Origin of the sequence: Streptomyces sp. M2CJ-2, assembly GCF_016757295.1 — a bacterium.
Taxonomy (GTDB): Bacteria; Actinomycetota; Actinomycetes; order Streptomycetales; family Streptomycetaceae; genus Streptomyces.
In genome coordinates this window covers 39,792-62,187 of sequence record NZ_JAESIF010000009.1, presented here as the reverse complement: position 1 = coordinate 62,187, position 22,396 = coordinate 39,792, and the positions used below count along the sequence as shown (strand labels likewise).

Annotated in this window: 18 protein-coding genes and 1 pseudogene; 1 reads left to right on the top strand and 18 read right to left on the bottom strand. The window is 71.1% G+C overall.

Going from position 1 to position 22,396, the window contains the following annotated elements; translation table 11 throughout:
* Nucleotides 1–16: 16 nt before the first annotated feature.
* The 18 genes and pseudogenes from JL475_RS10550 to JL475_RS10470 form a co-directional block, all read right to left on the bottom strand.
* On the bottom strand, nt 17–1,426 hold the full coding sequence (locus tag JL475_RS10550) for a DUF6177 family protein (RefSeq protein WP_202277274.1): 1,410 nt from the start codon (nt 1,424–1,426) through the stop codon (nt 17–19).
* On the bottom strand, nt 1,423–5,442 hold the full coding sequence (gene eccCa / locus JL475_RS10545; protein WP_202277273.1) for a type VII secretion protein EccCa: 4,020 nt from the start codon (nt 5,440–5,442) through the stop codon (nt 1,423–1,425). The genes JL475_RS10550 and eccCa overlap by 4 nt, the downstream gene beginning before the upstream one ends.
* Before the next feature lie 100 nt (nt 5,443–5,542).
* Nucleotides 5,543–6,769 (bottom strand): hypothetical protein, encoded by a 1,227-nt coding sequence (locus JL475_RS10540; protein ID WP_202277272.1) that lies wholly within the window; start codon nt 6,767–6,769, stop codon nt 5,543–5,545.
* Nucleotides 6,770–6,790: 21 nt separating this feature from the next.
* Nucleotides 6,791–8,176, bottom strand: a complete 1,386-nt coding sequence (gene eccD, locus JL475_RS10535; protein WP_202277271.1) for a type VII secretion integral membrane protein EccD — start codon at nt 8,174–8,176, stop codon at nt 6,791–6,793.
* Nucleotides 8,177–8,192: 16 nt separating this feature from the next.
* A complete protein-coding gene (locus JL475_RS10530; protein ID WP_202277270.1) occupies nt 8,193–8,459 on the bottom strand; it encodes a hypothetical protein in 267 nt (88 codons plus the stop codon).
* Between the two features lie 19 nt (nt 8,460–8,478).
* A complete protein-coding gene (locus JL475_RS10525; protein ID WP_202277269.1) occupies nt 8,479–9,321 on the bottom strand; it encodes an immunity 49 family protein in 843 nt (280 codons plus the stop codon).
* 33 nt (nt 9,322–9,354) lie between these two features.
* The gene (locus JL475_RS10520; protein ID WP_237406789.1) at nt 9,355–9,885 is read right to left on the bottom strand and encodes a pentapeptide repeat-containing protein; all 531 of its coding nucleotides are present in this window, start codon (nt 9,883–9,885) and stop codon (nt 9,355–9,357) included.
* A gap of 82 nt (nt 9,886–9,967) precedes the next feature.
* Nucleotides 9,968–10,342: a toxin-antitoxin system YwqK family antitoxin gene (locus JL475_RS10515; protein ID WP_202277267.1), complete on the bottom strand. Its 375-nt coding sequence runs from the start codon at nt 10,340–10,342 to the stop codon at nt 9,968–9,970.
* A 182-nt stretch (nt 10,343–10,524) separates the two neighbouring features.
* Complete coding sequence (locus tag JL475_RS10510; RefSeq protein ID WP_202277266.1) at nt 10,525–11,388, bottom strand: immunity 49 family protein; 864 nt, start codon at nt 11,386–11,388, stop codon at nt 10,525–10,527.
* Nucleotides 11,385–14,129, bottom strand: coding sequence for a hypothetical protein (locus tag JL475_RS10505; protein WP_202277265.1), 2,745 nt, complete (start codon nt 14,127–14,129; stop codon nt 11,385–11,387). The genes JL475_RS10510 and JL475_RS10505 overlap by 4 nt, the downstream gene beginning before the upstream one ends.
* Complete coding sequence (locus JL475_RS10500; protein WP_202277264.1) at nt 14,126–14,515, bottom strand: DUF6507 family protein; 390 nt, start codon at nt 14,513–14,515, stop codon at nt 14,126–14,128. Before JL475_RS10500 ends, JL475_RS10505 begins: the two co-directional genes overlap by 4 nt.
* Before the next feature lie 57 nt (nt 14,516–14,572).
* Nucleotides 14,573–14,884 (bottom strand): pore-forming ESAT-6 family protein, encoded by a 312-nt coding sequence (locus tag JL475_RS10495; RefSeq protein WP_109382349.1) that lies wholly within the window; start codon nt 14,882–14,884, stop codon nt 14,573–14,575.
* A 45-nt stretch (nt 14,885–14,929) separates the two neighbouring features.
* Nucleotides 14,930–15,262, bottom strand: coding sequence for a hypothetical protein (locus JL475_RS10490; protein WP_109382377.1), 333 nt, complete (start codon nt 15,260–15,262; stop codon nt 14,930–14,932).
* A gap of 391 nt (nt 15,263–15,653) precedes the next feature.
* Nucleotides 15,654–15,734 (bottom strand): annotated as a pseudogene (locus tag JL475_RS41445) (D-ribose pyranase); the annotation flags it as partial.
* A complete protein-coding gene (locus tag JL475_RS10485; protein ID WP_202277358.1) occupies nt 15,731–16,633 on the bottom strand; it encodes a ribokinase in 903 nt (300 codons plus the stop codon). The pseudogene JL475_RS41445 and the gene JL475_RS10485, both read right to left, overlap by 4 nt.
* Before the next feature lie 536 nt (nt 16,634–17,169).
* Nucleotides 17,170–17,787 (bottom strand): hypothetical protein, encoded by a 618-nt coding sequence (locus JL475_RS10480; protein WP_202277263.1) that lies wholly within the window; start codon nt 17,785–17,787, stop codon nt 17,170–17,172.
* A gap of 230 nt (nt 17,788–18,017) precedes the next feature.
* Complete coding sequence (locus tag JL475_RS10475) at nt 18,018–18,329, bottom strand: hypothetical protein (protein WP_237406796.1); 312 nt, start codon at nt 18,327–18,329, stop codon at nt 18,018–18,020.
* A gap of 230 nt (nt 18,330–18,559) precedes the next feature.
* Nucleotides 18,560–19,597, bottom strand: a complete 1,038-nt coding sequence (locus tag JL475_RS10470) for a questin oxidase family protein (RefSeq protein WP_202277261.1) — start codon at nt 19,595–19,597, stop codon at nt 18,560–18,562.
* A 387-nt stretch (nt 19,598–19,984) separates the two neighbouring features.
* On the opposite strand from JL475_RS10470, the gene JL475_RS10465 reads away from it, so the two are divergent.
* Complete coding sequence (locus JL475_RS10465; protein WP_202277260.1) at nt 19,985–22,237, top strand: ATP-dependent RecD-like DNA helicase; 2,253 nt, start codon at nt 19,985–19,987, stop codon at nt 22,235–22,237.
* Nucleotides 22,238–22,396: the final 159 nt, after the last annotated feature.

The window sequence follows — 22,396 nt, the reverse complement described above, 5'->3', positions numbered from 1 at the left end:
TGCACGAAGCACGCCGTCAGGCGTCCATCCCCGCCCCCGGCACACCGGCCCGCAGATGTGCCGCCAGGCGGTGCAGCTCGACGAGGGCGCCGGCGTCCGACCCGTCCCCCAGCGGGTAGTGCAGGGCCGGCTCGGAGGCGGGCCCCAGGACGACGGGCCGTACCGCGACGGGCGGGCGACGGGCATGGGTGAGTCCGATGCCCCGCACGTCGCGCGCCCCCAGGGTGAAGGCGACCGGGACGGACGGCGCCTGGAGCACGGGCGCCGTCGTGAGGTCGCGGGGGGCCCGCCGCACCGAGGTCAGCATCGTCGTCAGCCCGTGTTCCGCGACGAGGGTCTCGGCGAGGGGTCCGATCGCCTCCAGGGGCGGTTCCTCGCCCTCCCCGTACCCGAGGGTGAGCGTCACGTCCTGCTCGACCCCGGCGGTCGTCCGCGTCACCCGGATCCACGCCAGCGCGGGCCGGTCGGGGTGCCCCGTCACGAGCAGATGGGTGGGCTCGGGGGCCCGGTCACGGGCCAGATCGGTCAGCCGGCGCGGCGACCAGGGCAGGTTGACGGGTTCCGCGGTGCCCCAGCCTGCCGGGGCCGAGCCGGTGAGCGCGCGCCAGGCCGTCTCGAGCGCTGCGCCCAGAACGGCGTCCTGGTGCGCGGGGAGCGTCGTACGGAACGCCACGACGAGCTGCCGTTCGCTCGACGGGGACGTCCGGCCGAACGCCTCGGCGACCGAGGCCGTGCCGTCCGACCTGAGTGCGGGCGCGAACGTGCCCTCCTGCCAGCGCAGCACCGCCCCGGACAGCCCGTCGTAGTAGCCCTGTGCCGGGTCCTGGATGACCCAGCGGTTGGGCACCTGGAGGAGGGTGGCGCGGGCCGGGGCGCTGAGCCGGACGTGCGGCGGGGTGACGATCTGCAGGGCCCGGCCCGACTCGGAGGTGCCGCGCAGCACCTCGGAGAGCCAGGTGGTCAGGGCCAGGACGGGCCGGTCGGCCAGGACGACGGACGTGCTGTCGGTGAGCACGTCCACGACCGGCTGTCCGTCGTCCGGCGCGACGGCCGCCCCGACGTCCACGACCTCGGTGCCCGCCGCCGGCTCGGGCCAGGTGCTGCCGCCCAGCAGCAGGGCGAGCCGCCCGCACACGGACCCCGCCAGCCGCTCGGCCTCGGGCACGGCGCCGGAGGCCCGGGCCTCGGTCCACCAGAACGGCACGGGCACGTCCTGCCCGAGCAGCCGTTCGGCCTCCCCGGGGACCTGGACCAGCAGCGGGGCCTCCACCGAGACGAGGGTCCTGCCGTCCGGGGCGCACAGACGCAGCACGGCGCCCCCGGACCCGGTGGTGACGCCCGCCTCGGGTCCGCCCGCGTACAGGCCGGCCAGCAGGGCCCAGGTGTCCGGCATCTTCGGGGTGAGGGCGATGACGTCCTTGGTCACGACTGCTCCTCTTCGGCTTCTTCGGCTCCGGCCAGCGCGGTCTGGACGAGCTGGTGGCGCCGGCCGCGGCGGACCAGGGTGCCGCGGCCGGGTGGTTGCGGGGAGGCGTACAGGCCGGGGAAGAGCTGCCCCTCGGTGCGGTCGCCGGTCATCACCAGGGCGGTGGTGCCCGTCTCGCGCAGGGTGGTCAGCAGCGGCTCGTACAGCGCGCGGGAGGCTCCCGCGACGCGGCGCGCCAGGACGAAGTGCAGGCCGATGTCCTGCGCGGAGGAGACGTACGGCAGGAAGGGCGCGAGGGGCTGCTGTCCGGCGGTGGTGAGGATGTCGTAGTCGTCGACGAGGATGACGATCCGCGGGCCCCGGAAGGCGGGTTCGCCGGTCTCGGGTGCGTCCGGGTCGGCGGTCTCCGGCAGCCGCTTCTGCAGTTCGGCGGCGATGCCCGTGGAGAGGGCGGCGGCGAGCGTGGCGTTGTGGGCGTAGCCGCCCCGGTACGGTTCCGGGACGACGCCGCGCAGGCCGCGGCGGGGGTCGAAGACGCCGAAGACCAGCTCGTCGTCGGAGTACCGCTCGACGAGCCCGGCGACGACCAGCTTCAGCAGGTTCGTCTTGCCGCACTCGTTGTCGCCGAGGACCAGCAGGTGCTGGTCGCCGCCGAAGAGGTCGAGCAGCACGGGGGCGAGGGCGTCCTGGTCGAGGCCGAAGGGTATCCGCCGCGGCTCGGCGGCCGGTGAGGGCAGCCGGTTCACCGGCAGCCGGGCCGGCAGCACCCGCACCGGGGCGGCGGGCTTGCCGTGCCAGGTGGCGCGGACGGTCCGGGCCGCCTCGTCCAGGGCCGGGCCCAGGTCGCCGGTCGTGGGCGAGCCGTCGATGCGGGGCAGGGCGGCCTGCGCGAACAGCTTGCCGTCGGTGAGCACCCGGCCGGGCACGTCCGGCGAGAGGGTCTCGGAGAGCTTGCGGTCGACGGAGGAGTCGGCGGGGTCGTTCAGGCGCAGTTCGACGCGGGTGCCGAAGAGCGACTGGGTGGCGATGCGGACGTCGTTCCAGCGCAGCATGCCCGCCACCACGTGGATGCCGTAGCCGCCGCCCCGCTTCAGCAGGTCGGCGACCGGCTCGTCGAGGTCGGCGAAGTCGTCGCGCAGCGCGCCGAAACCGTCGACCACGAGGACGACGTCGGTGGAGCCGAGCTGCGGCAGCCGGCCCTGGGCGCGGAGCCGGCGGAGCTGGTCGACGGAGTCGATGCCGTGCTCGCGGAAGACCGTCTCGCGCTCGTCGAGCATGGCGCGCACCTCGGCCACCGTACGGGCCGCGCGCTCACGGTCGGCCCGTCCGGCGACCCCGCCGACGTGCGGCAGGGCGGCCAGCGCCGAGAGGCCGCCGCCGACCAGGTCCAGTCCGTACACGGCGACGTCGCGGGGTGTGTGGGTGACCGCCAGGGACAGCACGAGGGTCCGCAGGAGCGTGGTCTTGCCGGACTGGGGGCCGCCGATCACGGCCACGTGACCGCCGGCCGTGGTCAGGTCCAGCTCCCACCGGCCCTGCCACTGCCGGGCCGGGTCGTCGAGCACACCGAGCGGCACCCGCATCCCGCCCGTGGCGCGCGCCAGGTGCAGCCCGTGCTCGGAGACCCGGACCGGTCCTGCGGCCGCGTCCAGGGTGACGGCGTCCGGCAGCGGGGGCAGCCAGATGCGGCGCACGGCGGGCGCGGCGCCGGCGAGCCCGCCGACCATGAGGGACAGGACGGTCGGGCCGGTCTCGCGGCGGGTGGCGGAGGGTTCCTCCTCCGGCTCCTCGGCCCGGCCCGCGGTGTTGTACGCCGGGTAGGGCAGGGCGAGCGGCTCCTCGTCCCGCCGCTCGCGCGCCGCCGGACCGCGGTGGGCGCCGGAGACGTACCCGGCCTTGAACCGTTCGTAGGTGGAGGTGTCGACCTTCAGGTAGCCGAAGCCGGGCAGGGGCGGCAGGTGGAAGGCGTCGGTGGTGTCGAGGACCGTGCGGGACTCGTCGGCGGAGAAGGTGCGCAGGCCCAGCCGGTACGACAGGTAGGTGTCCAGGCCCTTGAGCTTACCGCCCTCGATGCGCTGGCTGGACAGCAGCAGGTGGACGCCGATGGAGCGGCCGATGCGTCCGATGGACAGGAACAGGTCGATGAAGTCCGGCTTCGCCGTCAGGAGTTCGCCGAACTCGTCGATGACGACGAACAGGTGCGGGAGCGGTTCGAGGTCCGGCCGCTCCGTGGCGCGCAGCACGGCGTAGTGCCCGATGTCGGCGACGTTGCCGGCGTCCTTCAGGACTTGCTGACGGCGCTTGACCTCACCGGCGAGGCTGGTGTGGACGCGTTCGACGAGCCCTGCCTGATTCTCCAGGTTGGTGATCATCCCGGCGGTGTGCGGGAGTTCGGCGAAGGGGGCGAAGGTGGCGCCGCCCTTGTAGTCGACCAGGACGAGCGCCAGGTCCTCCGGGGAGTGGGTGGCGGCCAGGGCGAGGACGAGGGTGCGCAGGAGCTCGCTCTTGCCGGAGCCGGTGGCTCCCACGCACAGTCCGTGCGGGCCCATGCCGAGCTGGGAGGACTCCTTCAGGTCCAGCAGAACCGGCTCATGACGGTCCGTGAGGCCGATGGGCACGCGAAGGAAGTCGCGTTCGCCGCGGGGCTGCCACAGAGTGGGCAGATCGAGGTCGGCGGGATCGGCGATGCCGAGGAGAGCGGGGAAGTCGACCGGTCCGGTGACGGGGCTTCCCTCGGCGACGGACTCCGGCGACAGCCGCAGCGGGGCCAGCAGCCGGGCGACGCCCTCCGCCCCGGCCGCGGTGACCGGGTCGACGGTGCCCTCGGCGACGGAGGAACCGCGCAGGTCCTCCGCGGCGGAGGAACCACGCACGTCCTCGACGACCACCCGCTCGCCCCGGACGGTGAGGCGCACGCTCACCTCGTCCGGCTCGTGCACCTGTTCCTGGAGGAGGTGCACCACGGTGACCCCCATGTCCGCCAGCCCGACCGCCGCGTCCGGGCGGGGGAGCTCGGCGGCCGGCTCGCCGTGGGCGTCGACGACCACCAGCAGGCGGCCCGCCAGCCGCAGCGCGGTCCGGTCGGCCAGACCGCGCCGCACCTCCGCCGCGTACGCGGACCGTCGGCCCAGCTCGTGCCGGAGCCCTTCGGTGAGCTGCCGGACATCGGGCGCGATGCGGCGGGCGGCCACCGGACCGTCGTGCGCCTGCGGATCCAGCACGTGCGGCAGCCACTTCGCCCACTCCCACTCGGCGAGCCGCTCGCCGGGCACGGCCAGGGCGAGCGCGACATCGTCGGGGGCGTGCGTCACCGCCGTCTGTACCAGCAGGGCCCGGGCGACCCGCAGGACGTCCTCCCGGTCGCCGACGACGCTGACGTTTCCCGCCCGGTCCAACGGCACCGTCAAGGGCACGTCGGCGGCCGTCGCGAACCGGCGCTGCAGGGCGCGCGCCTCGTTGAGCATGAACGGATCCGGCGGCGTCAGCACCCCGCCGGTGCCGCTCTGCTGGATCACCGGCTCCTGGGCCGGTACGTCACCGAGACCGACCCGTACCCGCAGGAAGTCGGAGTCCCGGCGGCGCCGCTCCCACAGCCGGGCGGGGTCCCGCACCAGGTCGTACAGCGCGTCCGGCGGCGGGTTCAGCTCCCGCTCCGCATCCCGCAGCCGGCGCTCCGCGACGCCGAGTTCCTCCCGCAGTTCCTCCAGGTACTCCAGGTAGCGCTCACGCTGCGTGCGCCGGGTGCGCTGCGCCTTGCCCCGCTGCGACAGGAACAGCGCCACCGCGCCCAGCAGCGCGAAGACCAGCACGACCGCGCCCACCACCGCGAACCGGCTGTTGCGGATCACGGTCATCATGATCACGGAGCCCATGACGCCGGCCATCGGCAGCAGCGCGGTGGCCGCGTTGCCGATCTTCCCTTCGGGAAGGTTCGGCGGGGGTTCGATCGTGCGGGGCCGGGCGGGTTCCGGGGGGCGGATGCTGCGGGCGGGCCGATGGACGATCTGCAGGGTCACGGGCGGACTTCTCCGGAGCGGGTCGTGACGGAAGGCGGGCAGGAAGGGGCGCGGGAAGGCAGGCAGGACGGGCACGGACCGGGGCGCACCGGCCGGACGCTCATCGCACCCTCACCGCGCGACCCATCACCTCGGCGGCCAGCCGCAGCACGGCCTGCTGCGTGGCGTGCGCCAGGAGGTCGGTGCGGATGGGACCCCCACCGGCCAGATGCCGGTCGTACGGCACGGAGACGACGGTGACCCCGGCCTCCTTGAGGTGCCCCGCGGCCGTCTTGTCGTCGAGGAGCATGTCGGGGGTGCCCGACACCAGCGCCACGACCGTCGTGGCCAGGGCGGAGTGCGGCAACCGGGCCAGCCAGTCCAGCACCTGACGGGTGGCGTTCACCCCCTCCGCGGTGGCCGGCGCCACCACCACCCGGGCGTGCGCGGTGTCCATGGCGGTGCGGGCCACCTCGCCGGGGAGCGTCTCGCAGTCGACCACGGTCACGGCGAAGTAGCGGCGCAGCGCCAGCGTCACCTTGCGGTACGACGTCATGTCGAGCGGCGGACCGACCTGGCCCCGGCTCGCGGGCAGCAGCCAGCCGCCGTCCGGCACCGGCACCAAGTAGCCGGTCACGTCCGTCAGTCGCATGGACGGGTGGAGGATCGACGCGAGATCGGCGCACGTCCAGCGCACCGCCTCCGCACCCATGCGCACCGGCAGGGTGCCCAGCGCGGCATCCGCCTCCAGCGTCAGCACCGGGTCGTGCCGGTAGTGGTTGAGGGTGCGCCCGAGCAACGCCGAGACGGTGGACTTGCCGACACCGCCGCGGATGGAGGTGACGGCCACCACCCGGCCCGTGGTGACGGGCTGCTGCAACTCCCGGGCGATCCGCGTCTGTTCGGCGACGTCCTGGGCCACGGACGAGGTGAGCTTGCGCAGCGCCCTCCCCGTGCGCCGGGTCACGGAGTCGCCGTGCAGGGGGCGCCCCAGGGCGAGGAGGAGACGGGGGTCGAGGGTGGGGGAGGACTCGGGGGCGGGGGCAGCCGGGAGGTGGGGGGCACGGGTGAGGACGGGGGCGGCGGGCGCCGCGGACCGCTCCGGGACCGGCTCGCCGGCGGCCCGGTCGGCCGGTACGGGGGAGGGGGACACCGGACCGTCCGGAGCGCCGGGCGCGTCACCTTCCGTGCCCGCCCCCGCTTCCGCACCGGTGTGCGTCCCCGCATCCGAGGGGCTGCTTCCCCCGCCGCCCAACTCCCGCAGCACGTCCCGCTGCCAGTCACCGCCACCGCCATCGCCGCCGCCGTGCGCCGACGGCTGCTCCCGCCCCTGCTCCCCGCTCGTCATGCCACCGCGCCCCTCAAGCCCTCAAGCGAAGGTGTCGAGCAGTCGCCCGTACACACCGAACACGCCGACGAGCAGCGGGAGCAGCGCGATGACCCCCACCGACTCGAGCAGGTCACCGGCCCGCCGCAGCCGGACCCGTACGTGCTCGGCCGGCTGCACGGCGAGCACGACGAGCGGCAGGACCGCCAGCACCACGAGGACGGCCAGCGGTGCCGCGGCCGAGGACCGCTCCGCCCACACCACCAGCAACCGCACGGCGACGCCCGCCGCGGCGGCCAGCAGCACGACCACCTCGGCGACCAGCGGGAACGCCCGGGCCCGCAGCGCCAGCACCACTGCGACGACCGCAGCCAGCGGCACCGTCCACCCGGAGGGATCCCGCAGCGCCAGCACGGCGGCCACGGCGGCCGACCCCGCCAGAGTGATCGTAGCGAGCACCAACCCGTGGTGGGCGGCGGCCAGGGCGACGGACACCTGGTGGCGGCTGACGGAGACCCCGCCGGCCCGACGGTCGTCGAGCCCGGAGAGCCCGGACGCCATCAGCGCGAGCCGCGGCAGCACGCCGAGCAGCACCACCGAGACCACGCCGACAACGGCCCCGACACGGGCCTGCTGCTCCGCCGTCCCGGCGCCGGACTGCACTGCGACGACGACCTCCCAGCCGACGGCGGTCAGCGCCACGGCCCCGGCCCCCACGAGCCCGCCCCGCCCCAACGGCGTGAACAACCCCAGCAGGACGAGGACCAGCACGCTCACAGCAGCCAACCCGGCGAGCCGCAGAGCGCCCGCCGAGGACCCGCCGAGGTCGTCGACCAGGCTCCACACGCCCAGCACACCGAGCGCGCCACCGGCACACAGGAGGGTCGCGGCGAGCCCGTGCCTGCGCACCCGCCCCAGGACCGCACCCGCGACCGCGGCCGCACCGGCGGCGGCGAGCAGGGCACCGGCGACGACCGACCGGTCGTACTGCGCCCGCGCGAACAGCGCGGCGACGACCACCCAGCCCACGCTCGCGACCCCCGCCGTGACCCGCCGCGCGGCCGGCCCCCACACCCACGCCCGATGACCCAGATCCTCCGCCACCTCGTCGGTGACGTCGTGCACGACGGGGGCGGGCGGGGCGTCCTCCGCACGGACGAGAGGCAGGACGGCACCGTCGCGGATGCCCGCCGTCTCCAGTGTGCTGTCGTGATCGAGCGCGGAGCCGTCCACCGTGACGAGGTGACGCGAGGCGGGCCGCCCCGCCACACGGTCGTCCAGCAACCGCATGACCTCGGGCAACAGCAGCCCGACCGGCTCCCGCGCCGGAAGCACCAGGTCGACGCGGCGCCGCTCGCCGACGAGCGTGACCCGGCTCAACACCGTCGGCCCACCGGCCGTTTCCCTGCGCAAGGCCCCCGTAGACATCACGTTCGCGAACCTATCACCGGCCTGTAGGACTATTGGAGGGCGTGGAAACGCCGGGGGAGTACGGGCTGTTCTCCCCGATCAGCCGATGCGACACGAACGACCACCCGATACACCCCGCGCAGAGCACGGCCGTGATCACCATCCCGGCGATCACCTTCCCCACCCGCTCGTCCACGGCCCGCCGTTGCCGCTGCGCCCCGAACACCAGGGCGTCCCGCAACCGCCGCCGCCGCACGGAAACGGATTCGAGGAGCTGGCTGTCGTAGTCCTGAGCGGTCATTCTGATCATTCACCTCGTGTCACGTCGGGAATTCGCCCAGCCAGCTGCGCTTGAGCAGATGCTCGGGCAGGTACTCCGATTCGACCTCGACGGGCCGTCCGGCGTCGTGGGCGAGGCAGGCGAGGGCGAGAACGGCGAGAGGGATGTCACCGTCACCCGTCTCCTGGCGCTCCTCGCTTGCCGTCCAGTACTCCCTGTGGAGCTGGAGTGCCTGGACCAGGGCCTCGTTGAACTGGTCGGCATCCCGTCCGACGAAGCGGTAGAACAGATTGATCGGCGGATACAGGACCTTGAGCATCATCTCGCGGTCGAGGAACCGCAGCCGGTCCGGGTCGGTCCCGTCGAACGCGGCGACGAGTTTCTCCCCGAGTCCCGGCCGCTCCAGCCAGTACGTCTGGAGGGTGTCCACCCAGTGGTAGATGTACTCCTCGAACACGGCGCCGGAGGCCCGCAGCGTCTCGATCGGCACCTGGCACAGTTGCGTCATCCGTGCCTGGTCCCGGCAGACGACCGCCAGCCAGAAGACGTCCAGCCAGGTACCGGCGTCCGTGAAGTGCGTGATCCCCACGGCGGGGATCGTCCGCACCTCATGGCCGATCATGCACTCGACGGTGGAGCCCTCCGGAGCGGTCGCCGAGGCGAACAGGGCGGACCCGACCTGCATGGCCATCACCCAGGCCTCCCACGTCTCCAACTTGTCGGTGGTGGGATCGAGGGAGCACTGGAGCTTGGCGGTGTGCAAGGCGCCGTTGAAGACCATGCCGAAACCTTGCGGCCACTCCTCCAGCTCATCGATGTATTTGAGCGTGTCCTCGTTGAGCTCCTGCCGGAGTTGATCGGGATTTGGGTGGGTACCTTCCATCGCGGGCCGCGAAACAATGGCTGACAATTCCCATTACCCCCGGCTCTCCAGTACACGTACATCGCCACCACGTTCCCGCAACCAACGCTCCAGATCGGCACCGCCGATTTCCTGCTGACCGTTGCGACGGATCAGCTGGAGAGGGCCAAAAAGGGTGCCGGACATCCCTGTGAAATTGGTCTTCTCGTCGACGGTCACTTTGAACGTATTCTCGCGGACGATCGCTTGGGAGAGGTCGGTGCCGCGGAAGTCGGCATCGATCAGCGAAGCACCCATGAGGCGAGTCCCCCGGAGCGAGGCGGCCGAGGCGTCGACCCCGTACAGCGATGCCTTGACCAGGTCCGCGCTGTCGAGCACCGCCCCCCGGAACACCGCGTCATCGAGGTTGACACGCACGAGCGATGCCCGCGTCAGGTCGGCCCCGGAGAAGTCGGCCCCTTCGGCGTCGGAGCGATAGAGATCCACACCGATCAGTTTGGTCCCGACCAGTTTGGCATCGGTGAACCAGGACTCCTGAAAGATGCCTCCGGAGAGATCTGCACCGCTCAGATCGAGACCGATCATGTCGATCCCACCTGTGCCGCCTCCCTGAAGCCACTCCTGAAGACGCATCGCAGCCCGGACGGCCGGGATCCTTGCGGCACTCCTACGGATGGTCATCGAGACGCCAACTTCTCGTCGGTCGGCCGTCCTCGTCCCACCGGTATTCCTCTCGGAGTGTGAGACCGTCATCGTCGAAGACTTTACGTGCCGCCAGTGTGCCGTTCGGATGCCACTCCTTGAATTCTCCGCGAGGAAGACCCTCGCGTACGGTGCCCTCCGATCGCAGAGTCCCGTCTTTGTGCCACTCGCGCGACGGACCGTTCTGAATTCCCCCGACATATGCGTCCAGACTCACAAGCTTGCCGCCAAGGCTTTCCGTCACCTCGCCGGTGAAGGGTTCTCCTCGGTAGAGCAGGCGTTGCGTTTCGTCCATGTCCACTTCTGCGTCGTCAATATCGATTCGCCGCGAGTTGCTCATCAGGACTACTACCCCCGGCTTTCCTGCGGAGGCGAAGGCTGTACGGGCTGACCCTCGAAGAGGTGGTCGTACATCGATCGTGCTCGTCCGCGGCCCGTCGTTGCCGCTGTCCTCCCAGAGGTAGGGCGACCCGCAACCGTCACCGCGTGAAGGCGGGTGAGCGGTCATGTCGGTCATCTGTCTCACGTGGGAAATTCGCCCAGCCAGTCGTGCTGGAGGAGGTGCTGGGGCAGGTAGTCCGACTCGACCTCGATGGGCAGGTGCCCGTCGTACGCCCAGCAGGCGATGGCGAGGGGGCCGAGGGCGATGGCGCCGTCGATGTCCTTCTGCCGTTCCTCGGTGAGGGTCCAGTAGGCGCGGTGCAGTTTCAGGGCTTCTTCCAGTGCGGGGCTGAAGCCTTCCACATCCCTGCGTACGAAGTGGTAGAAGAGGTTGATCGGCGGATAGAGGATGCCCTGCAGCAGATCTCGCGGGGCGATGCGGGCAACCGCCGGATCCGACATCTGCAGTGCGGTGGTCAGCTTCTCGACCAGCCCCGGCCGGCGCAGCCAGTACGTCTGCAGGGTGTCGACCCAGTGGTAGATGTACTCGTCGTACTGCCCCTCCGGCGCCCGGAGCCGCTCCAGGGGGACCTCGCACAACTGCGTCATACGCTCCGGCTCACGGCAGATGACGGCGAGCCAGAACGCGTTCAGCCAGGTTCCCGCGCGGGCCGTCGAGAGCGGGCCGGTCGCCTGAAGGGTGCGCACTTTCCCGTTGATACGGCATTCGACTGTGCCCTCGTTCTTGGCCGTGACGGCGAACAGGGCAGAACCCAGCTGCATAGCGTTGACTGCCGCTTCCCAGGTCTCCACTGTTTCGGCCTGAGGATCGTTCACGCAGCGGGCGCGCAGGTTCATCACTCCGGAGCTGAACGCGAAGTCGATCAACTCTGATGAGTCCTCGAGGTCGTTGATCTCGTCAGTCAGATCGGAGGCCAACTGCTCAGCGAACTGTTCGGCATCAGGTCCTGCCGGCAGGCCGTGCCGGGTGATTTCTGTGGTCACGGAAGAGTCCCCTTGCTGATGTCGAACCGTCGATATTGAAGGCCAGTGTACGTGCCAGAGTTCTTCTCACCCTTGACCACGGCATATTCCAGTTTGCCTTGAGTGAGCGCCTTTCTTAAATCTCTGACGAGATCCCGCTCCCCTCGTTTCTTCATGGCCTCCATGATATCGAAGAAGTACTCTCTGCTCCCCTGGGAAACCCGCTGGCCGTCTGGAAGGGTTCGGCTGCCGAGGCCAGTTTCGGTGCTGCTCTTGGCCTCGACGACGATTACTCGGCCATCCTTGTGCTTCCAGACTTGATCAAATTGATCATTGCCGTTCTTCGGGCCGAGAAGCGACTGTTTCTCGAAATCTGGGTAGTGCTCGGCGATGTAATGATACTCGGCAGCCGTCTCGCCGAATTCCCCGGCCGAACGGCCCATCGCGGTGTGGGACTCCTTGTAGGTTGCTCCGGCTTCCACTCGCTGCGCAGCCGAGTCGGCAGTGCTGTGGATGTCATCCGCTATTTCGGCCTCCGTCTTCCACCTCTTGACTGTGTTGTCCCACTCGACGGCGGAGTGGCGTTTGTCCGCGGCCGCATCCAGAATCCGGAGCCTGTCCTTACTGGTGACGGTGTCCGGTCCCACGCTGATGTAATCATCGTCCAGGAAATGCGGCTCGGGTGCCGCTGGAGTGTCCTTGGCTCTGATCCAGGGGGCGTTCTCCGACATCTGAGCCAATTGAGGAGGAGTGAATCCACTCTCGTCCCGGACCTCCAGCCTTTTGCGCCATCCGTTCTCCTTGTAGTACCGCTCGAGGTAACCGGGTTCGTGGTTGGCGCGGTAGACCTGGATTTCCTCGATCTGCTCCCGTGTCAGTGACCCGCGCGGCCCGTAAGGGTTGTCCCCCTCACGCATGAAGTCTGGGCGTTGCACCTTGGTGGGCCGCCCCGGTGTCGTGCCCTCGGGTTCGTTGCCCGGCACGTCATCGCCGGTCCGGGCGAGGTCGTCCGGGCCGCCGTTGCCCTGATGGCCAGTTCCGTTGCCAGAATGAGTGGCTTCGCCGCTGCGGGACGTCTGTGGCGCACTGCCGTCACCGCGTTCCAGAGGCGTGCCGCGGCCGTCCCCGCCCGCGTGACCGCCGCCGGTCCTGCCGTGCTGGGCGGGAACCCGGCCGCTGTCGGTCCCACCGCCACCGACGTTCCTGCCGCTGCCTACGTTCCCGTCGCTACCCGCTGTATGCCCTCCAGTGTGATCGGTGGCGTGCGCGGTCGGCACCGTGTGGCCGCTGGCCCGCCCCGTCGCGTCGCTGCCGACGTGGGCCGCCGTGCCTCCGGAGGCGTGCGCGCCTGCCCGGTCGCCCGCTCCGACGAGCGCGCCCTCCTCGTGTGGCAGGCTCCGCTCCAGCAACTCCCGGTCCGCCGCCGACAGTTCCACCTTCGCCGGTGCCGCCGTCCCGTCCGCGCGGACGACCGAGCCGTCGTCCAGGTTCAGCCGGGTTCCGTCCGGCCACTCCACGACGTTGTCGCGGATGACCGGCGTGTCGTCGGCGACCCGGACCACGCTGCCGTCGGGCTGGACCCGTCCTGCTCCCGAGAGGACGTCGGCGTAGGCGCCCGCGTGTACGCCCCGCAGGCCGGCGAACAGGTCGGTGACCTTGACCTTGACCGTGCCGAACGTCGCGGCCTTGCCCAGGTACGTCATGGGGTCGACCAGCCGGGCCGTCCTGCCGAGCGCGCCGGCCGTGCGGGCCACCGCGCCGCTCTTCGCCGCCGCTCCGGCGCCTCCGGTGAACACCGTGGTCAGGACGTTGAAGGTGACCGCGCCGCTCGCGCGTGCGGGGTTCTCGCCCCACTGGTCCCAGGCGACCAGCGCCTTGCCCGTCTCCTTGACCGCGTTGCGGGAGTCGCGCAGGTAGGAGGGCAGTTTGTCCTCGGGCATCGCCCAGTAGGCGACGCCGACGACGGGCACCGCGGTGATGAGCACTCCGGTGGCGAGCTTGCCGAGCCCTTTCCAGGCCTCGCCTGCCGCGTCCCAGCCGTCGAAGCCGACGAGGGTGCCGAGGCCCTGGATCGTGCCCCAGACTCCGTCGACGAAGAATCCCTTGCCGAACTCCCACACCTGGTGGCCCAGCCAGTCGAGTCCGTGCCGCTCCTTCTCCACGGTCCTGCCCCAGGGCAGTTCCTCGGACTGGTTCAGCAGGTCGGCGGTGAAGCCGTAGGTGCTGGTGCCGCGCTTCACCAGACGCTTCTCCGCGCCGTCCTCGAGGATCAGCGTCGAGCCGCCCACCAGCGCGGTGATCGTGTTGTGGCAGGCGATCTCCGCCAGCCAGAAGGCCTCCGCGGTGGCGTTGACGTCGTACACCAGGTCGTTGTTGAGCTGGACGTTGTCGTCGTCCTCGCGCCAGTCGTCGTCCCCCGCTATCTGCTGCCGGAAGGTTTCCGCACGCCGCTTGAGGCTCTTCAGCCTGGCCACCAGCGGCTGGATCTCCGTCTCGTACGAGCTGAGGGCCGCCGCGACCTTCTCCAGATCGTCGGCGAACTCGTCCGCCTTGGCCGCCACCGGCGCGGTCGTGGCGAACAACTGCTCCGCCTCCGGTGCCGTGTAGCACGCCGACAGCCCCTGGAAGCGGGTGTGCACGTCGGATCCCGACTGGCGGAAGACCAGGGCCTCCGCCGTCAGCAGCATGTGGTCCGTGCCCAGTTGCTCCAGGTCACCGGTGAACTGCGGGATCTTCTGCGGGTCGATCAGGTCCGCGCTCACGTGCCCCCCTGCTGCCCGCCCGCCCCCGGCAGGTCGATCTTCGGTTCCTTCAGCGCGTTCGCCTGGGCCTGCGCGGCCATGTCCAGATCACCCTTGACGTACGCGTTGGTGGCGGTGGCCGCCCCGTTGAGGGAGTTCGACGTGCGCACCGCGACGTACATCAGCTTCTCCTGATAGGCGGTGAAGAACTCGCCCAGCGCCGCCGCGACCGGGCCCTGGACCCCGCTCTTCTCCACGCCGCCCTGCTGGACCGTGCCGGCGGACTTCGCCGCGCTCGGCAGCGTCTCCTGCAGGGCCTTCCCGGTGTCCGAGAGGCCCTCGGCCGCCTCCGCCGTCTGCGTGAGAACGCGCTGCACGCCGGACGGCGAGATGTCCCACCCCGTCATGTGGATTCCCCGTATCCCCGTATTCCCGTGTGCCGTCGGCCCGCCGACGCGCCCGCGTCAGCCGATGTTGTCGACCGCCGCCCGCGCCTTCGCCATCGTCGCCTGGGCCGTCCCGTCGTTGTCCTCGAGGGTGGTGCGCACCAGTTGGATGATGCTGCGCACCTCGTTGGCCGCGCGGTTCCAGCGCAGTTCCTTGCCGTGGTACTCCTCGGAGACCCCGTCGGCCTGGAAGTCGGCCATGGCGGCCTTCACGGCCTTGTCGCGGTCGGCCAGTACGCGCTCCAACTGGCCGACGATGCCCTGCAGACCACCCTGCACCTCGCTCGACGCGCCGGTGTCGTAGGAGCGGCGGTCCAGATTCTGGCCCATCGTCAAAACCCCCTGTGGTTGTCGGTCTCTGCCCCGGCCGGCGCTCTAGCGCGCGCCGAAGCGGGCCGCGTCGAAGTTCGCCGCGCCCATGTTCTTCTGGGCGTTGTCCTGCTGTTCCACGTCACCGGTGCCGAACGCGGTGTCCATACCGCCCTGGCCTTCGAGGATCGCGCCGAGCGACTGGTTCAGCGCGGCGGTGATCTCGTCTGCCCGGGTCTTGAACGAGTCGAAGGCGACCTTCCCGGATCCGTTGAACTTGCCCTCCAGCGGCTCGGCCGCCTGGATGAGCATGCGGATCAGCGTGCCCAGGTCGGTGCTCGAACCGACCGTGTTCTTGCCCAGATCCGACAGGGTCGTGGACCCCATGTCGAACTTCACGTGTGTCACCCCCGTGCGTCACGTACGCATCACAAATCTGTTCGAACGTGCTGTCGCACAACCCGTCGCGAACGCAACGTCGTTGAGCATGATGTGACGTGATCCGGACATGTAGGGGGACAACGTCCCACGGCTCGGGCGCGACGACGGTGCCGCGGACCCCCGGCACCGCACCCGTACATGCACCCGGCCGAAAGCCGGGAAAGTTTTTTCGCGAAGACTTACAACCCTCCCCGCATCCCACGGGTCGTACTTGCTGTCAGGGCTTCTGTGGGGGGACCCGGGGGGATCCGAGAGGTTCTGACAGGGGAGGGAACAGGGGGAGGAAACCGAGGGGGCCCGGTCACGTACCGGGCCCCCTCGAAATTTCTCCGCGTCGAAGTTTCCCCGCGCACGGCAGGACCCCGTCCCCGTGGCCCAGCTGGGCCAGAGCACAGGGGAGACGCCGGTTGGGTATTCCGTGCTTCTTCACAGTGCGGCGACCTCGTCCGCCGTCGGGAAGGACACCTGCGCGCCCTCCTTGGTGACCGTCACCGCCCCCACCCGGGCCGCGTAGGAGGCTGCGTCGGCGAGGGAGTCGCCGAGGCCGAGCCGCCAGGCCAGCGCCGCGGTGAAGGAGTCCCCGGCGCCGGTGGTGTCCACGGCGCGCACCGGTACGGAGGGGATGCGGGCGACACCGTCGGAGGAGGCCACCAGGGAACCCTCACCGCCCAGCGTCACCACCACCGACCGGGGCCCCTTCGCGAGCAGCAGCCGCGCCCAGTCCTCGGGCTCCTCACCGACGCGGGCCTCACCCAGGATCACCTTCGCCTCGTGCTCGTTGAGGATCAGCGGGTCGCACGCCGCCAGCACTTCGGACGGCAGCGGCTGCGGCGGCGACGGGTTCAGCACGAGCCTGCTGCCCGGCGCCAGCGTGCGCGCCACCTCCGCCACCGTCTCCAGCGGGATCTCCAGCTGCGTGGAGACCACCCGGGCGGCGTGGAGGATGCTCCCGGCGGCGCGTACGTCCGCGGGCGTCAGCCGGCCGTTGGCGCCCGGCGAGACGACGATGCTGTTGTCTCCGGACGGGTCCACCGTGATCAGCGCGACGCCGGTCGGCGCCCCACCCACCAGCACGCTCGCCGTGTCGACCCCGGCCTCCCACTGCGAGTCCAGCAGCATTCGCCCGTGCGCGTCGTCGCCGACCCGGGCCAGCAGGGCCGTACGGGCACCGAGCCGGGCGGCCGCGACCGCCTGGTTCGCGCCCTTGCCGCCCGGGTGGACGGTCAGGTCGGAGCCGAGCACCGTCTCCCCGGCGCCCGGCCGGCGCTCCACGCCGATCACCAGGTCGGCGTTGGCCGACCCCACGATCAGCAGGTCGTAGTCGTACACGGACTGGTTCTCCATGGCTCCCCATAGGGTCGTTCCGGGCGGGCGGCCGGCTGCTGTGCGACGTACGCGTACAGGGTGCCCTTCCCGACCGCCTTCCGGCCGTCCGGCGTGCCGTCGAAGCCGGCGACCCGGACCGGTTTTCCGGTTTTCCGGCCTTGGAGCCGAGCACCTCGATCGCGCCGAGAGCCGTCTCGTCGTCCTCGGCGTGCGGGGTGCCATCGGCCGTGTGCCCGGAACCGGCCGTCGGCTGTCGGCGTCGTGGTGTTCATGGCACAGGGCGGGAGCACGATGGGCGAGGAGCCGGCGTGGGCGGAGCTGCTGCTGACGGTCTTCCTCATGGCGGCGATCCCCACCCTCGTCGGAGGGGCGGTGCTCCTGACCCTTTTCGGGCTGACGATGTGGGCGACGGCACCACTGCGGCGACGTAGACGGGCCCGTGCCGAAGAGGGCCAGGTTTTTACGGCCTTGTCCGCGCCCCCTGCGCGTCAGTCAACGGCACGACCGGACCAACGATCCGATGAGGGGAAAGAAACGCCCTAGCTGTGCCGGGTGAAGACGTCGCGGACGCCGTGCAGGTCCGCTTCCTTCTCCTTCTCGTCCTCGTACCGACCGTTCTCGTCCTGGAGCGCCACGACGGTCTCCGGGGTGAAGTCCTCGCCGAAGCGGTAGACGTCCAGGCAGTAGTCGAAGCCGGACTCGCCGAAGAGGTCCGCGTCCTCGCGGCGGCAGTACTCCGCCAGGCCGTCGGACACGTGCCAGCGCGTGCCGTCGTACCAGAAGACACCGCCTGCGTAGTGAATCGTCCGGCCCGTCGCGGAGTCCGTGAGGTTCAGCGACTCGTAGTTCTCGGGACGGTCGCGGACCAGGGCGACGAGGGATTCGGGGACGCCCTCGTAGAAGGACTCCTGAAGGGCGAAATCCTCCTCGGCGTACAGATTCAGCTCCGACTCGTGGTCGAACGTCAGCAGCAGCACGCGGCCGTCCTCCGCGAAGTACCAGACCGCGGACTGGCCGCCGCCGTCGTTCCAGGCCAGACGGCGTGCGCCGGGCACCGTCACCGGGTCGACCTCGGCGAGGTCGTCCACTATGGCCGCACGGCGCCGTACTTCCGGGAGGGGCGTCGTTGCCAGGGCATCCCATATCGCGTTGCTCATCACCGCAGGCTATCCACCGCCTACGACAAGGCCGTCGCCGACCACCACGCCGCCGTCCTCACCTGGTCGGCAGGGTGATGCGGAAGGAACGCCCTGGGCGGTTCCGGCGGTTCGGGGTCCGCGTCCCGCGCCCCGATCCGCAGCGTGCCCGGCGGTGCCCGGCGCACCCCGCCCTGAAGGATTCGGCGAAGGAACTGCGAAGCGTCCCGGGGCCGTTGCCGGCGCGGGGCTCAGGAGGTCGTCGGCAGCGACTGCGGACGCGCCTCGTGGCCGGTGAGGTGGAGTCTCAGGCGGGTGAGGTCCTCGGCCTCGACGAACACCTGCTGCCCCCAGTGCGCGGTGAGGCGGTGGGCGACATCGACCAGCCGGCGGCGGTCCTCGGGCGTGTACGCCGGGAAACGCGCGTAGCCGTGGTCGGCGATCTCGTTCCCGAGTTCGCTGAAGAGCACGGCCCGGAAGCGCTGCTCCTCCTCGTCGGTCAGCGGTGCGACGGCGGCTTCGGCTTCGGTGGGCCGCAACCGGACGTTGTAGAGGTCTCGCATCACGCGCGCTCCGCCATCAGCTCGAGTCCGTTCACGAGAGCCTACCGACCCCGGCCTCCCGGGCAGGGTCCGGGACGTCCGACCCCACCTGCACCGTGGAACCGCGCCCCACCGGTCCGCAGCGGCCGCCCGGTGAGCCAGGGGGGCCGGGGCCGCAGTAGCCGGCCAAGACCCGCGACCGGCAGGGGCTCGGAAGAACCTGCCTGGGGCCGAAGCCGAAAGGCGCGGCGTCAGGACTCGTCGATCAGCTCGGTCGCGCGGATCACTGCGGTGAGGGCATCGGGGTGGCCTGTGCGTCGGTGAACGTCAAGGCAGGTGTCGGCGAGCTTGATGACGTGTTCGTCCTGGTGGCGGACGGCAAGGGCGAAGGTCTCCTCCGCCGACCGGTGGGCGGTGGGGAGGGCGTGCCGAGGTGTGGGTGCGGCGGGGGTGTAGGCCGCGGTCACGGCCGCGCTGGCCGCCCAGGCCGCGTGCAGGCTCATGACCCACTGGGTGCTGGGGAGTGCGGGCAAGGTACGCAGGACGGCCATGGGCGCGGTTGCGGCGTGAACCAGCATGACGGGCGAGCCGTGCGCGTTCGGGAGGTAGTGCACGGCGGCAGCCGTCGTCAGATCGGCCAGCAGGTCCCGGGCCTGCCCGGCGTCCGCGGCGGGTCTCAGCGCGGCCAGCGCGATCGGCCAGCCGGTCAGGTCGGTGAGCTGGTCGAGCCGGTGGTTGATGCCCGCGGTCTGGTCGGGAACGCGCGGAACGCCTGCGAGAGCGGACGCCGGGTCGGCGGTTCCGGAAGGGGCGGCGGACGGCACCCGCTGCCAGCGCGCCGCCCAGTAGCCGAGAGCTTGGCCGAGCTCGGCCAGGCGCGGTCCGTCCTCGTGGTCCAGCAGGGCGTGGACGGCGTGGCCGGTACGGATCACCCCGTGGGTGGCGCCGGCCGCGATGCCGGGCAGAAGCCGTGGCCACCACGTCTCCAGTACCGCGCGCCAGGGCTGTTCGGTCACCTCGCGTTCGAAGAACGCAAGCCAGTCACCGAGACGGCGGGGGTCCCCGAGCGCCGTGCGCCATTCGGCGGCGGTGATGGGCGAGGCGCCGCGGGGCCGATCGTCCAGCCGACTCATGTAGAGGTCCAACCAGCGGTGGACCTGTCGCGCGTGTCCGCGTCTGACCATGGATTCCACCGCCATGGGACCGTGGTTGGTCAGCCAGCCTTCGAATTCCGGTCCGGTCCGATGCAGCCGTTCGTAGGCTTCGTCGAGCGTGCTGTCGATCTTCATGTGCTCCGACTTTAGCCACGCGATGATGCGCCACCATCGGTCCAGGGATCCAGACGCGCCCCTACCCCGGACCTAGGACTTTCGGATGGACACCCACATCCAGGATCCGGTCCGACCGGAAGGAAAGGGAGCGAGCACGGTGGCTCGGACGCCGGCCGAGCAAGCGCTCGCCCGTCCGTACACGACCGGTGACGCCGACGTGAAGGAGGATGTCCCTTCGAGCCCCGGCTCACCCGCGTGAGGGAACAGGCCCTGGCCCGCGCCCCCCTGCCCGCGCCCCCCTGCCCGGGACCTTCGCCCCCTTCGTCCAAGCGCTCGCAGCGGATTCCCGGCGCTGAAGCCCGGACGGCCCGGCACCCTGTCAGAGCCCACCGGTACGGTCGGAGCATGTCCAACCAGTCCGCAGCGGCCCCCGGTGAGCGGCGGCTCGCCACCCTCGAAGGCGTCCTCGAGCGCATCACGTACGCCAACGAGGACAACGGCTACACGGTCGCCCGGGTCGACACCGGCCGGGGTGCCGGCGACCTGCTCACCGTCGTCGGGGCGCTGCTCGGCGCCCAGGTGGGCGAGTCGCTGCGGATGGAGGGGCGCTGGGGGTCCCATCCGCAGTACGGCAAGCAGTTCCATGTGGAGAACTACACGACGCTGCTCCCGGCCACCGTCCAGGGCATCCGGCGTTATCTCGGCTCGGGGCTGGTCAAGGGCATCGGGCCGGTCTTCGCCGACCGCATCACCCAGCACTTCGGGCTGGACACCCTGACCGTCATCGAGGAGGAGCCCAAGCGGCTCATCGAGGTGCCCGGTCTCGGCCCCAAGCGGACCAAGAAGATCGCCGACGCCTGGGAGGAGCAGAAGGCGATCAAGGAGGTCATGCTCTTCCTCCAGACCGTCGAGGTGTCCACCTCCATCGCCGTGCGGATCTACAAGAAGTACGGCGACGCCTCGATCTCCGTCGTGAAGAACCAGCCGTACCGGCTGGCGTCCGACGTCTGGGGCATCGGCTTCCTCACCGCCGACAAGATCGCCCAGTCCGTCGGCATCCCGCACGACAGCCCGGACCGGGTCAAGGCGGGCCTGCAGTACGCCCTGTCGCAGGCCACCGACCAGGGGCACTGCTACCTCCCCGAGGAGAAGCTGATCGCCGACGCGGTGAAGCTGCTCCAGGTGGACACCGGGCTCGTCATCGAGTGCCTCGCCGAGCTGGCCGCGGAGCCGGAGGAGGGCGAGGACCCCGGCGTCGTCCGGGAGAAGGTGCCCGACCCGCAGGGCGGCGACCCGGTCACCGCGGTCTACCTGGTCCCCTTCCACCGCGCCGAGCTGTCCCTCTCCGCTCAGCTGCTGCGGCTGCTGCGCACCGGCGAGGACCGGATGCCGGGCTTCCGGGACGTGGACTGGGCGAAGGCCCTCGGCTGGCTCAAGGGGCGTACGGGAACCGACCTGGCCCCCGAGCAGGAGGCCGCCGTGAAGCTGGCGCTCACCGAGAAGGTCGCGGTCCTCACCGGCGGCCCCGGCTGCGGCAAGTCGTTCACCGTCCGCTCCATCGTGGAGCTGGCCCGCGCCAGGAAGGCCAAGGTGGTGCTCGCGGCGCCGACCGGCCGCGCCGCCAAGCGCCTGGCCGAGCTGACCGGCGCCGAGGCCTCCACCGTCCACCGCCTGTTGGAGCTCAAGCCCGGCGGCGACGCGGCCTACGACCGGGACCGGCCGCTGGACGCCGACCTGGTGGTGGTCGACGAGGCGTCCATGCTCGACCTGCTGCTGGCCAACAAACTGGTCAAGGCCGTGGCTCCCGGCGCCCACCTGCTCTTCGTCGGCGACGTCGACCAGCTCCCCAGCGTCGGCGCGGGCGAGGTGCTCCGTGACCTGCTGGCGGACGGCAGTCCCGTCCCCGCCGTCCGCCTCACCCGCGTGTTCCGCCAGGCCCAGCAGTCGGGCGTGGTGACCAACGCGCACCGGATCAACGCCGGGCAGCACCCGGTCACCGACGGCATGAAGGACTTCTTCCTCTTCGTCGAGGACGAAACGGAGGAGGCGGGCCGGCTCACCGTGGACGTCGCCGCGCGCCGCATCCCGGCGAAGTTCGGGCTCGACCCGCGCCGGGACGTGCAGGTCCTGGCCCCCATGCACCGGGGCCCGGCCGGCGCCGGCACGCTGAACGGGCTGCTCCAGCAGGCCGTCACCCCGGGCCGCCCGGACCTGCCCGAGAAGCGGTTCGGCGGTCGGGTCTTCCGTGTCGGCGACAAGGTCACCCAGATCCGCAACAATTACGAGAAGGGCGCGAACGGGGTCTTCAACGGAACCGTCGGCGTGGTCACCTCGCTCGATCCGGTCGAGCAGCGGCTGACGGTGCTGACGGACGAGGACGAGGAGGTGCCGTACGAGTTCGACGAACTGGACGAACTGGCGCACGCCTACGCGGTGACCATCCACCGCTCCCAGGGCAGCGAGTACCCGGCCGTCGTCATCCCGGTGACCACGGGCGCCTGGATGATGCTCCAGCGCAACCTGCTCTACACGGCGGTCACCCGGGCCAAGCGGCTGGTCGTCCTCGTCGGCTCCCGCAGGGCGATCGGGCAGGCGGTCCGCACGGTGTCGGCCGGCAGGCGCTGCACGGCGCTCGACTTCCGGCTCGCGGGGGCCTGATCCGCCGTTGTTGCGGTCCTTCGCCCCGATCCCGGAAGAAAAATGATCGATCAAATGAGTCGCAAAGGTCACAAGGGCTTCCGGAAGTGGAACGCAACGGGCAGGATGAGAAAGTTGGCGGCACTGAGTGCCGCCAATGGGCCCGATGGTCGACCCCGA